Here is a 15,481-nt window from a genome sequence, read left to right on the forward strand (position 1 = left end):
CTCCCTTCAGACGGCAGGAGCGCATGATGGCCGAGGATCCGAACACCTGGGAAGTCGAAACCCGGCTGGTGCGCGGCGGCATGGCGCGCACGCCGTACGGGGAGATGAGCGAAGCGCTCTTCCTCACCCAGAGCTTCGCCTACGACAGCGCCGAAGCGGCGGATCGCCGGTTCTCCGGCGAAGACCCGGGCTTCATCTACCAACGGTTCGGCAACCCCACGACATCGATCTTCGAAGACCGTCTGGCCCTGCTGGAAGGCGCAGAGCAGTGCCGCGCCACGGCGTCCGGCATGGCGGCCGTGCAGATGGCGCTGATGGGCCTGCTGCGGGCGGGCGATCACCTGGTGGCCGGCCGCGCCCTGTTCGGGTCCTGCCGCTGGATCGTTTCGGAGCTGCTGCCGCGGTTCGGCGTGGAGACCACCTATGTGGACGCCACGGACTTGTCGGCCTGGCGCAACGCCGTGCGGCCGAACACCAAGGCGTTCCTGGTGGAGACGCCGGCCAACCCGCTGCTCGAGATCACCGACATCGCGGCTGTGGCGCAGGTGGCCAAGGACGCCGGCGCCAAGCTGGTGGTCGACAACGTCTTCGCCACGCCGGTCTTCCAGAAGCCGCTGGCGCTGGGCGCGGACGTGGTCGTCTATTCCGCAACCAAGCACATCGACGGCCAGGGCCGCGTGCTGGGCGGGGCGATCCTGGGCGGCGCCGAGCTAATGACGGAAGCCTACAAGGACCTGCTGCGGCATACGGGTCCGGCGCTGTCGCCGTTCAACGCCTGGGTGCTGCTGAAGGGGCTCGAGACGCTTGAGCTGCGGGTGCGCCGCCAGACGGAGAATGCGGCCAAGGTCGCAGAGGCGCTGGCCGGCCACGGCAAGACCCAGCAGCTGGTCTGGTGCGGCCGCCACGACCACCCGCAGGCCGAGGTCATCGCGCGGCAGATGAGCGGCGGCGGCAACGTGCTGGCCTTCGACCTGGGCAGCCGGGATGTGGCTTGGCGTTTCCTGAATGCGCTGGAGATCGTCGATATCTCCAACAACCTGGGTGACGCCAAGTCGATGGCCACCCACCCCTCGACCACTACCCACCGCTCCATGCCGGAAGCCGAACGGATCGAGATCGGCCTGACGGAAGGCTGGGTGCGGATGAGCGTCGGGCTGGAGGGCGCCGGCGACCTAGTGCGCGACGTGAGCCGGGCGCTGGACGCGGCGTGACAGCAAAACGGCCGGGCGATCCGCCCGGCCGTCTAGAACTTCTAGAGCTGCCGCCCGCGCCTACTGCACGGCCTCTTCGAGCTTGGCCGGATCCACCGCGTAGACGCGGCTGCAGTACTCGCAGGTGACGTGGATCAGGCCGTCAGGCTCGACCATGTCCTTGCGATCCGAGGCAGGGAAGGACTTCAGCACCGTCTCGATCCGATCCTGACCGCAACGGCAGAAGGCCCGCAGGGGCTTGGAGCCGAACACCCGCACGCCGTCCTCGTGGAAGAGGCGGAACAGCAGGGTGTTGGAGGCGAGCTCCGGGTCGACCAGTTCGTCCTCGCCGATGGTCTCGAACAGCGCCTGGGTGCGCGTCCAAGCCTCTTCGGTGGAGCCTCGGGCGTCGTCCTCGGCGATGTTCTGGATCAGCACGCCACCAGCGCGCCAGGCGCCGTCCTCACGACCCACGGCCAGGCGCACCCGGGTCGGCGTCTGTTCGGACTGGGCGAAGTACTGCTCGGCGCAGAGCGCCAGGGTCTCACCCTCGATGGCAGTGATGCCCTGATAGCGGTCCATGTCCGCGCCCTGGTCCACCGTCATGAGGAACACGCCGTCGCCCAGCAGGCTGCGGGCGCCGGGGCGGACGAAGCCGGCGGAGGCCTGGGCCACCTCGTCTTCGTCGTAGCGGCAGTAGCCCCGCAGGCCGCCGGAGGTGTCATAGTCGGCCACGACGTAGCGCACCGGGCCCGAGCCCCGCGCCTCGACGATCAGCCGACCGTCGAACTTCAGGTTGGAGCCGACCAGGGCGGCAAGCGCGCAGGCTTCGCCCAGCAGGTTGGCCACCGGCTCGGGATAGGCGTGCGCCTTCAGGATCTCATCGACGGAGACGCCGAGGCGGGCGACGCGGCCGCGCACCGGCTCACCCTCGATCTGGAATGCGCCGACGAGGTCGTCAGGAACGGTATTTTCGGACATGGCGGCTCATATAGGAGGCCCATCTCAGTTTGCGAGATGGGCCCGTTTGCGAGGCTCGGACCGTAAGGCTGTCAGATCTTGCCGAAGCACCAGGCCAGGATCGACTTCTGCGCGTGGATGCGGTTCTCGGCTTCGTCGATCACCACGCTGCGGGGCCCGTCGATCACCTCGTCCGTCACCTCCTCGCCGCGGTGTGCGGGCAGGCAGTGCAGGAAGATGGCGTCGGAGGCGGCCTTGTCCATCATGGCGTCGTCCACCTGATAGGCCTCAAAGGCCTCCAGGCGCTCGTCATGGTCGGTGTCGCCCATGGAGACCCAGGTGTCGGTGACCACCACATCGGCTCCGCGCACGGCGTCCTCCGGGTTCTCGGCGGCCTCCACACGGCCGCCCTGCTCGGCCGCGCGGGCGAGGTCCAGCAGGTCGGGATGGTAGAGCGCCGGGCAGGCGATCTTCAGGGTGAAGCCGAGCTTCGGCGCAGCGTGGATGAAGCTTGAGCAAACGTTGTTGCCGTCTCCCACCCAGGCGATCGTCTTGCCGGCGATCGGGCCGCGGTGCTCTTCGATGGTAAGGATGTCGGCCAGAATCTGGCACGGGTGGCTCTTGTCCGACAGGCCGTTGATCACCGGCACGTCCGCCGCCAAGGCCAGCCGCTCGATGTCTTCGTGTCTGTTGGCGCGCAGCATGATGGCGTCGACCATGCGCGAGAGCACCCGGGCGGTGTCCTCGATCGGCTCGCCGCGGCCAAGCTGCATCTCCACCGCATTGCTGATGATCACGTCTCCGCCCAGCTGGCGCATGGCGGCGTCGAACGAGAAGCGCGTCCGGGTGGAGTTCTTCTCGAAGATCATCGCCAGGGTGCGGCCGTCGGCCGGACGGTCGGCGTCGACGCGGCCCTTGGGCCAGCCGGCGCGCGCCTTCTTGCGGGCGTGGGCGTCATCGAGGATGGCGCGGAGCTCAGCGGGCTCCAGCTTCCAGAGGTCGAGGAAATGACGGGGCGGCGTGCTCATGCGGCGGCCTGGGCCTTCTGGCGGGCGGCCTCGCAGGCGCGCTCAAGCTTTTCGATGGCCTCGCGGGCCTCTTCGAGGGTGAGGGTCAGCGGCGGCAGCAGCCGCACGCAGTTGTCGCCGCCGCCGGCGATCAGCAGGTGCTGGTCGCGCGCGTGCTGCATGAACTCGCGGTTCGGGGTGGCGAGCTTCACACCGATCAGCAGGCCCTTGCCGCGAATGTCGACCACGACGTCGGGGAAGCGGTCCTTCAGGCCCGAAAGCTGCTGGTTGAAGTAGCCGGCGACCTCACGCACGTGCGCCTGCAGCTCGGGCTTCACCAGTTCTTCGACAGCGGCGAGACCGACCGCCATGGCGAGCGGGTTGCCGCCATAGGTCGAGCCGTGGCTGCCCGGCGTCATGCCGCGCGCCGCTTCCGCGGTCGCCAGGCAGGCGCCCACCGGGAAGCCGCCGCCCAGGGCCTTGGCCACGCACATGATGTCGGGGACCGCGTCGCCCGCCCACTCATAGGCGAAGAGCTTGCCCGAGCGGCCAAGGCCGCACTGAACTTCGTCGTAGATCAGCAGGGTCCCGGTCTCGTCGCACAGCCGGCGGATCTCGCGCAGGGCGCTTTCATCCCACGAGCGCGCCCCGCCCTCGCCTTGCACGGGCTCCAGGATGATGGCCGCCGTGGTCTCACCCACCAGCGCCTTGAGCGCTTCAAGATCGCCGAACTGGGCGTGGACGAAGCCAGGCATCGGCGGGCCGAAACCCTCGAGGTAGGAAGCGTTTCCAGAGGCGTTCACCGCCGCCAGGGTGCGGCCGTGGAACGAGCCGTCGAAGCCGATGATGTCGATCCGCTCCGGCTGGCCCTTGGCCCAGTGATACTTGCGGGCCGTCTTGATGGCGCACTCGATCGCCTCGGTCCCCGAGTTGGTGAAGAACACCACGTCGGCGAAGGTGCTGTCGGTGAGCAGCTGCGCGAGCTTCTGCTGGCCTGGGATCGTGAAAACGTTGGAGACGTGCCAGAGCTTCTCGGCCTGGTCCTTTACCGCCTGCACGAGCTTGGGGTGGCTGTGGCCCAGCGCGTTCACCGCGATGCCGGCCATGCAGTCCAGATAGGCGTCGCCGTCCGTGGTGTAGAGACGCGCCCCCTCGCCTCGCTCGAACGCCAGCGGGGCGCGCGCGTAGACGCCCATGATGTGGTCGCTGGGAACAGGCGCGGCGGCTTGGCTCGCGGTCTTCTCGGTCACGGAGAGAGCCCTCCAAAACGGAAGCGTCCCCGCCGCTTGGCGACGGGGACTGGAAGGCCTGGCGTTTTCTCCTCCGAACGGAGGTGTGTCAACGAATTCGGCTAGGTCTTGATCTTGTAGCCGGTCTTGAACATCCGGAAGCAGACCCAGCCCAGCACGCCAACAAGCACCGTCGTCATGAGCAGGCCCACCGGCAGAGAGCCTTCCGCGTGGCCGGTGAAGCCGTAGCGGAAGCCGTCGATCAGGTAGAAGAACGGGTTGAAGTGGCTGAACGTGCGGAAAGGCTCGGGCAAGCGCTCCACCAGATAGAAGGTGCCCGACAGGAAGGTCAGGGGCATGACCACGAAGTTGGTCACCACCGCGATGTGGTCGAACTTCTCGGCCCACAGGCCGGCCATGATCCCAAGGAAGCCCAGGATCAGCGAGGCGCCGAGGCCGTAGAACAGAATGGCCCAGGGATGGGCGATCCCGACCTTGGCGAAAGGCAGCACCGCAAGCAGGGTCACCGCGCCGACCACCAGGCCGCGCGTCGCTGCACCGCCGGCGAAGCCCGCCACATGCTCCAACGGGCTGAGCGGCGGGGTCAGAAAGTCGCCCATCAGACCGTTGAACTTGGCTTGGATCAGGCTGGACGATGAGTTGGCGAAGGCGTTGTTCAGCACCTGCATCATGACCAGACCCGGCGCGACAAAGGTGCCATAGGGCATGCCATGGATCGGGTGCGCGCCCTGCGAGGCGACCACGAAGATCAACATGTAGAGCAGGGCCGTGACCACCGGGGCGGCCAGGGTCTGGCCGCCGACCTTCAGGAACCGCCGCACCTCCCGCAGATAGAGCGTCGTGAGCCCGCCCCAGTTGACCCCGTGGTAGTCGCGCGGAGCGGGCGGGATGACGGCTTCAGAGAGCGGCATGTCCTTCATGCGCCCCATGTGCGCCCATGCTCGCGAGACCGCAAGAGTGCGGCAGCCTGACGCAAGATCTAGTTCCTGTGGACGAAGTGGGTGGCGCCTATTGTGGCCGTTAGCGAGTTGTTTACTAGTACTAGTGGTTGGTTGGGGCGGCGAAGCCAGAACCCAACAAGATGTTGAATCTCCAGGGGCGCGGGGGCGTCCCTGACCGTTAAGGGTTGGAGGGCGAGACATGGGCTGGACGGACGAACGCGTCGAGTTGCTGAAGAAGCTCTGGCAGGACGGCCTCTCGGCGTCCCAGATCGCCAAGCAGTTGGGCGGCGTCACCCGCAACGCGGTGATCGGCAAGGTGCATCGCCTGGGCCTGTCGGGCCGGGCCGCGCCGTCGAAGCCCGCCCGCACCGTTTTCAAGGCGCCGCGTCCCGCGCGTCCGGCTCCGGCCGCGCCGTCGGCGCCGCGCCGCATCGCAGAGCCGGTGGCCGCCATGGCTCCGACGCCCTCGCCGGTGCGCTTCGTGGACGAAGAGCCCGGCATGGCCACGGTACTGACCCTGGGCGCCCACATGTGCAAGTGGCCGATCGGCGATCCGGCCCTGGAAAGCTTCACCTTCTGCGGCCGCCGCACGGGGCACGAAGGCCCCTACTGCATGGAGCATAGCCAGGTGGCCTACCAGCCGGCCCAGGCCAAGAAGAAGGGCAGCCCGGCAGAGCTCGCCCGCTCGCTCCGCCGCTACATCTGATCCGCGGCTGACGCGGCCTGAAGATCCGTTGGGGATGGGGGCGCGCCGGGCGCCGGAGCCGCAAGGCTTCGGACGCCGGGCGCGCCCTTTCCACATCCGAAGCCCCTTTCCACATCCGAGACGGTGGGCCGCACGCTTTCCGGGATGACAGGCCAGCACGCGTGATTACCTTCCGCCCATGACCGACGTCGCGACCGCCTCCGACACCAGCGGCAACGCTCGCCCCTACTCCGTCTCGGAGCTGGCGTTCGCGTTGAAGCGCACGCTGGAGGACGCTTATGGCTTCGTGCGTCTGCGCGGGGAGCTGTCCAAGGTCACGCACCACTCCAACGGCCACGTCTACCTCACCATCAAGGATGAGCGGGCGGCCATCGACGGGGTGGTCTGGAAAGGCCAGGTTCGTGGCCTGGGCGTGCGTCCCGAGCACGGGCTGGAGGTCATCGTCACCGGCAAGATCACCTCCTATCCGGCCGGCTCGCGCTATCAGATCGTCATCGAGACCATGGAGGCGGCCGGCGTCGGCGCCCTGCTCGCCCAACTCGAGAAGCTAAAGGCCAAGCTCAACGGCGAGGGCCTGTTCGCCGCCGAGCGCAAGAAGCCGATCCCGGCGATGCCGGCGGTCGTCGGCGTGATCACCAGCCCCACAGGCGCCGTGATCCGAGACATCCTTCACCGCATCCGCGACCGCTGGCCGTGCCGGGTGGTGGTCTGGCCCGTCGTGGTGCAGGGCGATGCGGCTTCCGCTCAGGTCTGCGCCGCTATCCGTGGCTTCTGCGCCCTGGATCCAAACGGGCCCATCCCGAAGCCGGACGTGCTGATCGTCGCTCGGGGCGGCGGCTCGGTGGAGGACCTTTGGCCTTTCAACGACGAGACCCTGGCGCGCACGGTGGCGGGCTGCACCATCCCGCTGATCAGTGCGGTGGGCCACGAGACCGACACCACGCTGATCGATTTCGTGTCCGACCGTCGGGCGCCGACGCCGACGGCTGCGGCCGAGATGGCCACCCCCGTGCTCGCGGAGCTGAAGGCCCTTGTGGCCGACTTCGACGCACGAATGCACCGGTGCGGCGGGCGCACGGTGCAGGATCGCCGGGCGCGGGTGGAACACGCCGATCGCGCCCTTCGACGAGTGCCGGATCTGGTCCGCTTGGCCGAGCAGCGGTTCGACATCGTCTCCGGCCGGCTTGGCGCGGGGCTGGCCCGCAACGCCGCGGTGCACGAGCGCGACCTGGTGCGGATCTCCTCCCGGCTTTCCCCGCTGCTTTTGCAGCGGCCCCAGACAGTGCAGCAGCAGCGCCTCGACAGCTTGGCCGCGCGGCTGCAGCCCGCGGCGGAACGGCGCCTGGAGCGCCTGTCCGAGAGGTTGGAAGCGCTGGGCAAGCTTTATGGATCGGTGGATCCAGACCGGCCGCTGCAACGCGGGTTCGCGCGAGTGACCCGCGAAGACGGTTCGATCGTGCACGCCGGAGCCAGCTTGGCTTCGGGCGAGGCGGTGAATATCAAGTTCGGCGACCAGGTCACCCGCAAGGCGGTCGTGGACGGGTCGGGGAGTGATCGACCTCCGCCGCCGTCCGCCCCGATCGTCAAGCCTGCTCGTCCTAAAGCCAAGGCGACGGACAGCCTCCAGGGCGACCTGTTCTGACGCCCCTCGTCACGCTAGATAGAAGCCCATGAACGCTCACGACCGCGACTTCACCGGCAATGACATCGCCAAGCTTCACTATGGCGACGGCGACTTCGCCGTGCTCAAGCCTGGCCGTTATGTGATCTGCGCCATCACCGGGAAGAAGATCCCCCTGGAAGCGCTGCGCTACTGGAATGCGGCCACTCAGGAAGCCTACGCTGGTCCGTCCGAGGCGCTGGAGCGCTGGCTGCAGCGGAATCCCCGCTAGGCGGCCTTCCGCTTCTTGTAGATCTCGTTCGGCCATCGCTTGTGGACCCAGAACCACTCGGGCGGCCGGGCGCGGACGCAATCTTCGATGAAGGCGTTGATGCGCCTCACACCGGCTTCGATGTCGGCGTTTCGATCGCCCGTGCTTTCCAAGTGAAACGGCGAGTGAACGATCACCCGGAACCGCGCCTTGTGCAGTCGCTCCACGCTCATGGGCTGGATCGGCACGCCGTAGCGCAGGGCGAAGGTCGACGGCCCCGGCGCCGTGTGGGCGGTGACGCCGAACAGCGGAGCGGCGATCCCGCCATTGAACTTCTGGTCGTTCATCAAGGCCACGGACTCGCCCCGTGAAAGCGCGCGCATGAGCTCGCGCGCGCCGTCCGTTCCCTTGGGGGCGAAAAGGCGCACGCCGTAGCGGAAGCGGGCGGCCCGGATGCGCTCGTCCACATAAGGGTTGTTGGTGGCCCGGTAAGTCACCTGGCAGGGGACGCCCGCCCGCAGGATCACCGCCGGCATCAGCTCGAACGACGAGAAATGGCCGGAGATGAACACCACCGGCCCCGCCCCGTCAGCGATCGCCTCCAAGCGCTCGGCGCCTACCACCTCGATGCGGCCCGGGTCATTGGCGATGCGGTCCAAGATCGGAAACTCCGCCGCCCAGCGCCCGAGATGGCGCCACTGTTCCGCGAGCAGGCTTGCGATCTCGGCGTCGGAAGCGTCCGGGAAGGCGATGCGCAGGTTCGTGTCCGCCACCCGGTGCGCGCTGGTCATCGGACCCAGCCAGGCGAACAGCCAGGCTCCGAAGTCGGACACGGAGTCGATTGGAAACAGCCGGGCGAGTCCGGTCAGAAGATCGAAGCCTAGGGCTTCCAGCCGCCAGGCGAGATCCTGTCCGAACGAGGGCTTGGGTTGCGCCATGCCTCCGTTTAGGCGGCGTCGGCCTTCCGGGGCAACGCACGTTGCGGTGGCGCAGCTCTTGCGGCGCTTGTTCCGAGGCGTCCCACGACGGGACAATCGGACGGCCAAGACGATGAACGACCAGATCGACGTCCATTTGGGCAAGCGGCTCCGCCGCCGCCGCCGCCTGCTGGGCCTGACCCAGCAGCAGCTGGCGGACGCCTGCGGCGTGCGCTTCCAGCAGATCCAGAAGTACGAGTGCGCGGCCAATCGCATGTCCGCCGCCCGCCTGTGGCAGCTGGCGGAAGCGCTGGAAGTACCTGTCGGTTACTTCTACGAGGGCCTGGGCGACAGCGCTCCGAAGAGCCGCGACAGCGAGGCCGGGGAAGTGATGGCGCGCAAGGAGACGCGGGACCTGATCCGCGCCTACTACAGCCTGAGCGAGCGCCCGCGGCGCCGGCTGCTTGACTTGGCGAAGTCGCTGCACGGCGGCGAGCCTGGGCCTGACGAGCGGGCGACGGCGCGCTAAAGCGGAGGGCATGGCCCTCTCTTCCGAAAAACTCGCCGAGCTCGACGGCTTCCTGCTCGAGCTAAACCGCGCCGCCGCCGGCGCCATCCTGCCGCTGTTCCGGGCCGACCACGGCCTGGTGGACAAGAGCGGCGCCAAAGGCTTCGACCCCGTCACTGAGGCGGACCGCGGAGCCGAGCGCGCGATCCGTCAGCTGATCGCCGAGCATTATCCCGAGCACGGGGTGATCGGCGAAGAATACGGTGAGGACCGGCCTGATGCGGAGTTCGTCTGGGTGCTGGACCCAGTGGACGGGACGCGCGCGTTCATCTCGGGCCTGCCGCTCTGGTGCGTGCTGATTGGCCTACGGCACGAGGGGCGGCCCGTCCTGGGCTCCATCGCCCAGCCTTATCTTGGCGAAATCTACATCGGCCATGCCGGCGGCTCGCGCCTTGTCAGTGCGGCTGGCGAGCAGCCGTTAAAGGTGCGCGCCTGCCCCAAACTGACGGACGCCATCATCGCCACGACTGACCCGGAAGGCTGTTTCAGCGGCGCAGAGCTGGGAGCCTGGACGCAGGTACGGGCCGCCGCCCGCCTCGCGCGGCTGGGCTGCGACGCCTACGCCTACGCCATGGTGGCGGCGGGCACGATGGACATGGTGATCGAGGCGGGCCTGAAGGCCTGGGACATCGACGCCGCCATTCCCGTTATCGAGGGCGCTGGCGGCGTCGTGACCGACTGGAGGGGCGATCCGGTGGGGCCGAACGGCGGCCAGATCGCCATTGCGGGCGACAGGGCCTGCCTTGAGGAAGCCCTGGTCGCCCTGAAGCGCTCGGCGCTTTAGGCGACTGGAGCCGGCTTCTTCGCGGCCGGCTTCTTGGCGGCTGCGGGCTTCTTGGCCGTGGCGGCAGGCTTTGCAGCGGCGGCTTTCGGCGCTGCGGGCTTGGCTGCAGCCTTAGGCGCAGCCGTCTTCGGAGCGGCAACCTTGGGGGCGGCGGCCTTCGCAGCCGGAGCCTTGGGCGCAGCGGCCTTGGCGGCGGCCGGCTTCTTGGCGGCCGGAGCCTTGGCGTCCGCCTTCGGCGCGGCGGCCTTTGCCGCCGGAGCCTTCTTGGGCGCAGCGGCGGCCTTCGGAGCCGCGGTCTTCGGGGCGGCGGCCTTCGGAGCAGCCGCCTTGGCTTCGGTGGTTTTCGCCGGAGCCTTGGCCTTCGGCGCAGCGGCGGGCTTGGGCTGAGCGGCCGGAGCGACGGCGGCGGCCGGCGGCGCGGCCACCGGCTTCGGGGTCTCGGCCACGGCAGGCTTCACCGGCTCCACCGCCGGCTTCGGCGCTTCGGCAGGCTTGGCTTCAGCCTTGGGCGCGGCGGCCGGCGCAGCGGCTGTGGGCTTGGGGCCAGTCGCCGGCTTCGGGGCGACGCGCCCGGTCAGCGCATCGAACACCCGCAGGAAGATGTTTCGCATCTCGTCGGTCTCCATCAGAATTTCATGGTAGGCGCCGGGAACCTGGATCAGCTTTCCCTGCGGCAACTGTCGGGCCGCAGCCGCTTGCGCGGCGTTGTCGACCAGCTTGTCTTCGCCAGCCGACAGGATCATCACGGGGATCGTGACGCTCCGCAGGTGCTCGGGCTTGGCGAGAAAGGCGGTGGCGCGGAAGGCGAAGTCGAGCCAGCCCCAGGTGGGCGCTCCCAGCGCCAGCTGCGGCTCGGCGGCGACAAGTCCGCAGTTGCGGGCGAACCTTGCGCGGTCGTGGGTGAGGACGTTGGCCTCGAAGTCGTCGTCGAAAGGACGCCCCGGCTGGCCCTGCAGATAGCGGTTGGCGCGGCCGAGCAGGACCTGCAGGCGAGCGGCAAAGCGCGCCTTGCCCACCGATGTCTTGCCTGTGCGCACACCCAGCATGGGGGCCGAGAGCACCGCCCCGGCGAAGCGCGAGTCCCCATGGGCAAGCGCCAGCAGGGTCAGACAGCCGCCCATGGAGTGGCCGACAGCGACCCAGGGCTTGGGAAGTTGGCTCTGATAGGCCGCAAGCAGGGCGTCGAAGTCGGCGAGGAAGCCCTTGTACCCCTTGGCGTGCCCCTTCAGCCGGTCCGGCAGGAAACGCGAGGAGAGGCCATGGCCGCGCCAGTCATGCGCCAGGACCACGAAGCCCCGCTCAAGGAACTCGCCGATGACTTCGTAGTACTTCTCAATGGGCTCGGTGCGGCCGCCAGACAGGATGACGGAGCCGCGCGGGCGGCCTTCCGGGCGCCACAGGGCGGCGCGCAATCGACCGCCGCCGGCGCCGACGATCCAGGCCGCTTCCCCGCCAGCCGGCGGCTGGGCGTCAGGCGTCGAAACAAGAGGCGCTTCGTCAAACATCTCAGCGTTCTTAGACGGCCTTGGAAAACAGAGATTGAATGGCCGGCTGCAACCGCATGGCCAAGCCCATGTCCGACAGCTTCATGCGGCCGGTCATGATCGCGCGCATAGGATCGAGCTCGCGCTTGCCGAGCGCCTCGAGATCCTTGCGGCTGATAGTGACGGTCAGGTCGGCGGGCGCGTCCTCGTTGCTGACCTGAGCGCCATCGATGTAGATGACGCCCTCGCCCTTGAGGTCGAGCTTGATCGTCTTGCCGACGCTCGCGCCGGACGCCGCCGCCCCGCGACGGATCCGATCGGTGATCTCTTCGAGCGTCGCCATGCCCCCACTGCGCTCCCGACTCACTGGGAGCTTCACCTCACGCGGGAGTGAAGTAAACCGTCACGCCTGCGGTTGAGCGGGTTTCACGAACCTCAGCGTCATTCGGTCGCTCTCTCCGATAGCATCGAAGCGCGAATGATCGAACGCTGGGTCCTCAGGCTCGCCGCGCGGGCTGGAGCGACGCACCGGCGGAAGGGTCCAGACGCCGAACGGATGGTCCTTGGTATCCTTGGGGTTGGCGTTGATCTCGCTAGCCTCGGCCAACTGGAAGCCCGCCTCCTGCGCGAGACGCACGGCGTAGGCCTGCGGGACGTAGCCGCTCTCCGCCAACAGGTCCGGCGCTTCGCCCGGATCGGCCCGGTGCTCTTCCACGCCAAGGACGCCGCCTGGCTTCAGCGCGGCGAACGCGTCCCGAAAGGCTTTCTCGGCGATGCCCGCCGCCATCCAATTGTGGAGGTTGCGCAGGAAAAGGACGATGTCTGCCGAACCGGCGGGCGCCACGGGGCCGCTGGTCCGCCCGAAAGCCGTGATCTCCACCGCCCCATACCGCTTGCGGTCTGCCTCGATCTTCTGGCGGAAAGCCGCGACCACTTCGCGGGCCGGAACGTCGGCGAGATCGTCCGTTTGCAGATTGGCCGCGTAGAGCTTGCCGCCGGTAGCCGCCAGGAACGGGGCGATGATGTCGGTGTACCAGCCGGCTCCCGGCCAGAACTCCACCACCGTCTGCCCGGGCTTCACCCCCCAGAACTTCAGGCTCTCCACCGGATGTCGGAAGGCGTCGCGCGCCTTGTCGGCGGGCGTGCGCCACGCGCCCGCGACCGCAGCCTCCAGCGTCGTGGGACCCGTTCCAACTGCAGGCGCAGGGGCCTTTTTCTCAGGCGTTTTCGGACTGCACGCAGCCAGCGCCGCAGCGCCGGCGAGCACGAGACGTCGGGACGGGTAAAGCATTGGGCGCGCCAAACTGACCTCTCACGCCCCCCGGCATGGCTCGTCGGGCTCAGTTAACGCCAGCATCCGCCAGCGTCAAAGCCTGTGCTTGTTCCGCCCCTTGAAGGCCGAATTCGGGCCCCTAAATGATCCCTCGAAGGCGCTGGATGTCCGGGCCTTCACGGGGCAACCCGCGACGCCACTTCGGGTCGTGGAAAGCTCCGCAGACGCAACCTTGCTTATGAAGAAGGATGTGAGACCTATGCGTACGATCGACTTTTCGCCGCTTTATCGTTCCGTCGTCGGCTTTGACCGACTGGCGTCCCTGCTGGAAGCGGCCAGCACCGAGACCAGCCAGGCTGGTTATCCCCCCTACAACATCGAGCGCGTCGACGAGAATTCCTACCGCATCGAAATCGCGGTGGCTGGCTTCCGGCCTGAGGAACTGAACGTCGAAGTGAAGGAAAACCTCCTCACCGTGCAGGGCCGCAAGGCCGCCAACGACGAGACCCGCCGTTACCTGCATCGCGGCCTGGCCGAGCGCAATTTTGAGCGCCGGTTCCAGCTGGCGGACTACGTCGTGGTGACCGACGCCAATCTGGCCGACGGCCTCCTTTCGATCTCCCTCAAGCGCGAACTTCCCGAAGCGCTGAAGCCGCGTCGGATCGAGATCGGCACGGGCGCATCCACGCTGATCGAAGGCGAAAAGGCCGCTTAAGGCCCCAGCCTCTCAGCGGAGAAGCGAGGGCGGCGCCGCGAGGCGTCGCCCTTTTTCCATGTCAGATGATCTCGTCCAGGCCGCGCGCGCCCTGACGGATCGCACCGGTTACATTCACCTGCCGCAGCAGGGCCCCGCTGAAGTTGGCGCGGCTGATGTCGGCGCCGGCCAGCAGGGCCTGCCGAAGGTCGGCGCGGGAAAGGTCGGCGCTCTTCAGGCTCGCGCCGGTCATGTCGCAGGGTAGGACGCGATCGCCGCCCAGCAGCAGCGGCCCCATCTGAGCATCGCGCAGATCGCACCCGCCGAGCTTCGCGCCTTTCAGCTTGGCCCCGCGCAGGTCGGCCCGGCGCAGATTGCAATTGCGTAGGTCCGCGCCTTCCAGCTGGGCGCCCTGAAGCTGCACGCCTTCCATGTCGAGGCCGTAGAGCGTAGCGCCCTTGGCGGACAAAGCCGTAAGATTGAAGCCGCGAATGCTCTCCAACTCGCGCAGGTCCGCGCCATCGAACACCGATGGCTTGCCCTCGGCTCCATCCGTTTCGCACCAGCGCGCGTGATCCTGGATCATCTGCTGGTAGGGCATGGCCTCCACCGGCCGGCCCGCAGGCTCGTCGGTGAGCACGCCGCTCATGTTGGCGTTCTGAACGTTCCAGGACAGGGTCTTGGCGCCCACCAGCACCGCGTCCTGCAGGTCGGCGCCGGCCAGGTCGGCCCCGGAAAGGTCCGCGCCCGACAGGTTCGCTCCCTTCATGGAAGCCTGCTTCAGGTTCGCCCGGATCAGCTTGGCATCCTTGAGCACCGCATCGGTGAAGTCGGCGCGCACCGCCATGACGCCGGACAAGCGCGAACGCTCGAGGTTGGCGCCTGCAAGGATCGCCCCCTGCACTTCACCCGGCTTGGAGGTCATGCCCGCTTCCAGGCGGCGGAAGCCGTACTTGCGGTCCGCGGTGGCCAGAGCGCCTTCCCGCAGGTCGGCCTCGAAGAGGTCGGCGCCCGTTAGATTGGCGTTGCGCATGCACGCGCCGCGCAGATCCGCCCGGCGAAGGGAGGCTTCCGAAAGGTCAGCGTTCTGCAGATCTGCGCCGAACAAGGTGGCATGATCCAGGCGTGCGCCCCGCATCTTGCAGTCGCGCATCAGCGCGCCCGTCAGGTCCGCGTCGCACAGGTTGCGGCCCTTCAGATCAAGGCCGCTGAGATCGAGCCATGCCAGCACCGCACGAGCGCCGCCGGGCTTGGAGGTCCACAGGCGGTCATGCCGCGCGCAAACGGCGTTGAGCTCCTCCTGGGTGAGGCGGCGAAGAACCAGGGCCTGGGTCGGGAGCGAGCTCATTTCAAGGCAACGCTACGCCCGGCAGATTAACGCCGGATTTCCATTATTTAGCGGGGCGGTAGCTCACGTAGAGCGGAGCGGCCTCGTCGGCGAGAAGGCCGGTGGTCACGTCGATCCCAGCGTTCTGAAGTCGCTTCGCACCGTGGCCGGCGGCGAACACCGAAGCGTCTTCACTCGCGATGACCACGCGCGCCACGCCCGCCTGCACCAGACGCTCCGAGCACGAGGCGGTCCCGCCCGAGCGGGCGGCGCAAGGCTCGAGCGTGACAAAGGCGGTCGAGCCGGCGGCTGCCGCGCCCGCCATGGCCAGCGCCTGTTCCTCAGCGTGGGGACGGCCGCCCTCCCCCGTCGCCGCCTCGGCGATGACCTGGCCGTCCTTGACCAGCACGCAGCCGACGGACGGGTTCTCGCCGGTCAAGCCGACCTTGGTGCGAGCCAGCGCGATGGCCCGGCGCATGTAATGAACGTCGTCGCTCATCTGCTGCTTG

17 protein-coding genes are annotated in these 15,481 nt (G+C 68.2%); 7 read left to right on the top strand and 10 right to left on the bottom strand.

Annotated elements, in window-relative coordinates:
- Nucleotides 1-26: 26 nt before the first annotated feature.
- On the top strand, nucleotides 27-1,211 hold the full coding sequence (gene metZ / locus DJ018_RS02355; protein ID WP_111514635.1) for an O-succinylhomoserine sulfhydrylase: 1,185 nt from the start codon (nucleotides 27-29) through the stop codon (nucleotides 1,209-1,211).
- 60 nt (nucleotides 1,212-1,271) lie between these two features.
- Here the strand turns inward: metZ and DJ018_RS02360 are convergent, their stop codons facing one another.
- From DJ018_RS02360 to DJ018_RS02375, 4 genes are all read right to left on the bottom strand, one after another.
- A complete protein-coding gene (locus DJ018_RS02360) occupies nucleotides 1,272-2,171 on the bottom strand; it encodes an Hsp33 family molecular chaperone (RefSeq protein WP_111513211.1) in 900 nt (299 codons plus the stop codon).
- 71 nt (nucleotides 2,172-2,242) lie between these two features.
- Nucleotides 2,243-3,178, bottom strand: coding sequence for an ornithine carbamoyltransferase (gene argF, locus DJ018_RS02365; RefSeq protein ID WP_111513213.1), 936 nt, complete (start codon nucleotides 3,176-3,178; stop codon nucleotides 2,243-2,245).
- A complete protein-coding gene (locus DJ018_RS02370) occupies nucleotides 3,175-4,353 on the bottom strand; it encodes an aspartate aminotransferase family protein (protein WP_111514636.1) in 1,179 nt (392 codons plus the stop codon). The genes argF and DJ018_RS02370 overlap by 4 nt, the downstream gene beginning before the upstream one ends.
- A gap of 155 nt (nucleotides 4,354-4,508) precedes the next feature.
- Nucleotides 4,509-5,327 carry an ABC transporter permease gene (locus DJ018_RS02375; RefSeq protein ID WP_111514637.1) on the bottom strand — a complete coding sequence of 273 codons (819 nt, stop codon included), beginning with the start codon at nucleotides 5,325-5,327 and terminating at the stop codon, nucleotides 4,509-4,511.
- 220 nt (nucleotides 5,328-5,547) lie between these two features.
- Here DJ018_RS02375 and gcrA point away from each other — a divergent pair, with 220 nt between their 5' ends.
- From gcrA to DJ018_RS02390, 3 genes are all read left to right on the top strand, one after another.
- The gene (gene gcrA / locus DJ018_RS02380; RefSeq protein ID WP_111513214.1) at nucleotides 5,548-6,054 is read left to right on the top strand and encodes a cell cycle sigma 70 cofactor GcrA; all 507 of its coding nucleotides are present in this window, start codon (nucleotides 5,548-5,550) and stop codon (nucleotides 6,052-6,054) included.
- Between the two features lie 178 nt (nucleotides 6,055-6,232).
- The gene (gene xseA, locus DJ018_RS02385) at nucleotides 6,233-7,696 is read left to right on the top strand and encodes an exodeoxyribonuclease VII large subunit (protein WP_111513215.1); all 1,464 of its coding nucleotides are present in this window, start codon (nucleotides 6,233-6,235) and stop codon (nucleotides 7,694-7,696) included.
- Nucleotides 7,697-7,724: 28 nt separating this feature from the next.
- Nucleotides 7,725-7,946, top strand: coding sequence for a DUF2093 domain-containing protein (locus DJ018_RS02390; protein WP_111513216.1), 222 nt, complete (start codon nucleotides 7,725-7,727; stop codon nucleotides 7,944-7,946).
- On the opposite strand, the gene DJ018_RS02395 is transcribed toward DJ018_RS02390, so the two are convergent.
- Nucleotides 7,943-8,863: a lysophospholipid acyltransferase family protein gene (locus DJ018_RS02395; RefSeq protein WP_111513218.1), complete on the bottom strand. Its 921-nt coding sequence runs from the start codon at nucleotides 8,861-8,863 to the stop codon at nucleotides 7,943-7,945. The genes DJ018_RS02390 and DJ018_RS02395 overlap by 4 nt on opposite strands.
- Before the next feature lie 112 nt (nucleotides 8,864-8,975).
- Between DJ018_RS02395 and DJ018_RS02400 the strand changes: the two genes are divergently transcribed.
- The gene (locus DJ018_RS02400) at nucleotides 8,976-9,371 is read left to right on the top strand and encodes a helix-turn-helix domain-containing protein (RefSeq protein ID WP_111513220.1); all 396 of its coding nucleotides are present in this window, start codon (nucleotides 8,976-8,978) and stop codon (nucleotides 9,369-9,371) included.
- A gap of 10 nt (nucleotides 9,372-9,381) precedes the next feature.
- Nucleotides 9,382-10,194 (top strand): histidinol-phosphatase, encoded by an 813-nt coding sequence (gene hisN, locus DJ018_RS02405; protein WP_111513222.1) that lies wholly within the window; start codon nucleotides 9,382-9,384, stop codon nucleotides 10,192-10,194.
- Here the strand turns inward: hisN and DJ018_RS02410 are convergent.
- The 3 genes from DJ018_RS02410 to DJ018_RS02420 are packed head-to-tail and all read right to left on the bottom strand — an operon-like array spanning nucleotide 10,191 to nucleotide 12,969.
- Nucleotides 10,191-11,699, bottom strand: coding sequence for an alpha/beta fold hydrolase (locus DJ018_RS02410; protein WP_111513223.1), 1,509 nt, complete (start codon nucleotides 11,697-11,699; stop codon nucleotides 10,191-10,193). The two genes, hisN and DJ018_RS02410, sit on opposite strands and share 4 nt — an antisense overlap.
- 10 nt (nucleotides 11,700-11,709) lie before the next feature.
- Nucleotides 11,710-12,021 carry an SCP2 sterol-binding domain-containing protein gene (locus DJ018_RS02415; RefSeq protein ID WP_111513225.1) on the bottom strand — a complete coding sequence of 104 codons (312 nt, stop codon included), beginning with the start codon at nucleotides 12,019-12,021 and terminating at the stop codon, nucleotides 11,710-11,712.
- 60 nt (nucleotides 12,022-12,081) lie between these two features.
- On the bottom strand, nucleotides 12,082-12,969 hold the full coding sequence (locus tag DJ018_RS02420) for a class I SAM-dependent methyltransferase (protein ID WP_111513226.1): 888 nt from the start codon (nucleotides 12,967-12,969) through the stop codon (nucleotides 12,082-12,084).
- Nucleotides 12,970-13,210: 241 nt separating this feature from the next.
- On the opposite strand from DJ018_RS02420, the gene DJ018_RS02425 reads away from it, so the two are divergent.
- Nucleotides 13,211-13,666 carry an Hsp20 family protein gene (locus tag DJ018_RS02425; RefSeq protein ID WP_111513228.1) on the top strand — a complete coding sequence of 152 codons (456 nt, stop codon included), beginning with the start codon at nucleotides 13,211-13,213 and terminating at the stop codon, nucleotides 13,664-13,666.
- Nucleotides 13,667-13,727: 61 nt separating this feature from the next.
- Here DJ018_RS02425 and DJ018_RS02430 read toward each other — a convergent pair whose 3' ends face one another.
- Both DJ018_RS02430 and DJ018_RS02435 read right to left on the bottom strand, forming a co-directional pair.
- Nucleotides 13,728-14,993, bottom strand: a complete 1,266-nt coding sequence (locus DJ018_RS02430) for a pentapeptide repeat-containing protein (protein WP_111513230.1) — start codon at nucleotides 14,991-14,993, stop codon at nucleotides 13,728-13,730.
- A gap of 43 nt (nucleotides 14,994-15,036) precedes the next feature.
- The gene (locus DJ018_RS02435; RefSeq protein ID WP_111513232.1) at nucleotides 15,037-15,471 is read right to left on the bottom strand and encodes a bifunctional diaminohydroxyphosphoribosylaminopyrimidine deaminase/5-amino-6-(5-phosphoribosylamino)uracil reductase RibD; all 435 of its coding nucleotides are present in this window, start codon (nucleotides 15,469-15,471) and stop codon (nucleotides 15,037-15,039) included.
- Nucleotides 15,472-15,481 lie beyond the last annotated feature (10 nt).

The sequence above is a fragment of the Phenylobacterium deserti genome (assembly GCF_003254705.1).
In the GTDB taxonomy this organism is placed as follows: domain Bacteria; phylum Pseudomonadota; class Alphaproteobacteria; order Caulobacterales; family Caulobacteraceae; genus Phenylobacterium; species Phenylobacterium deserti.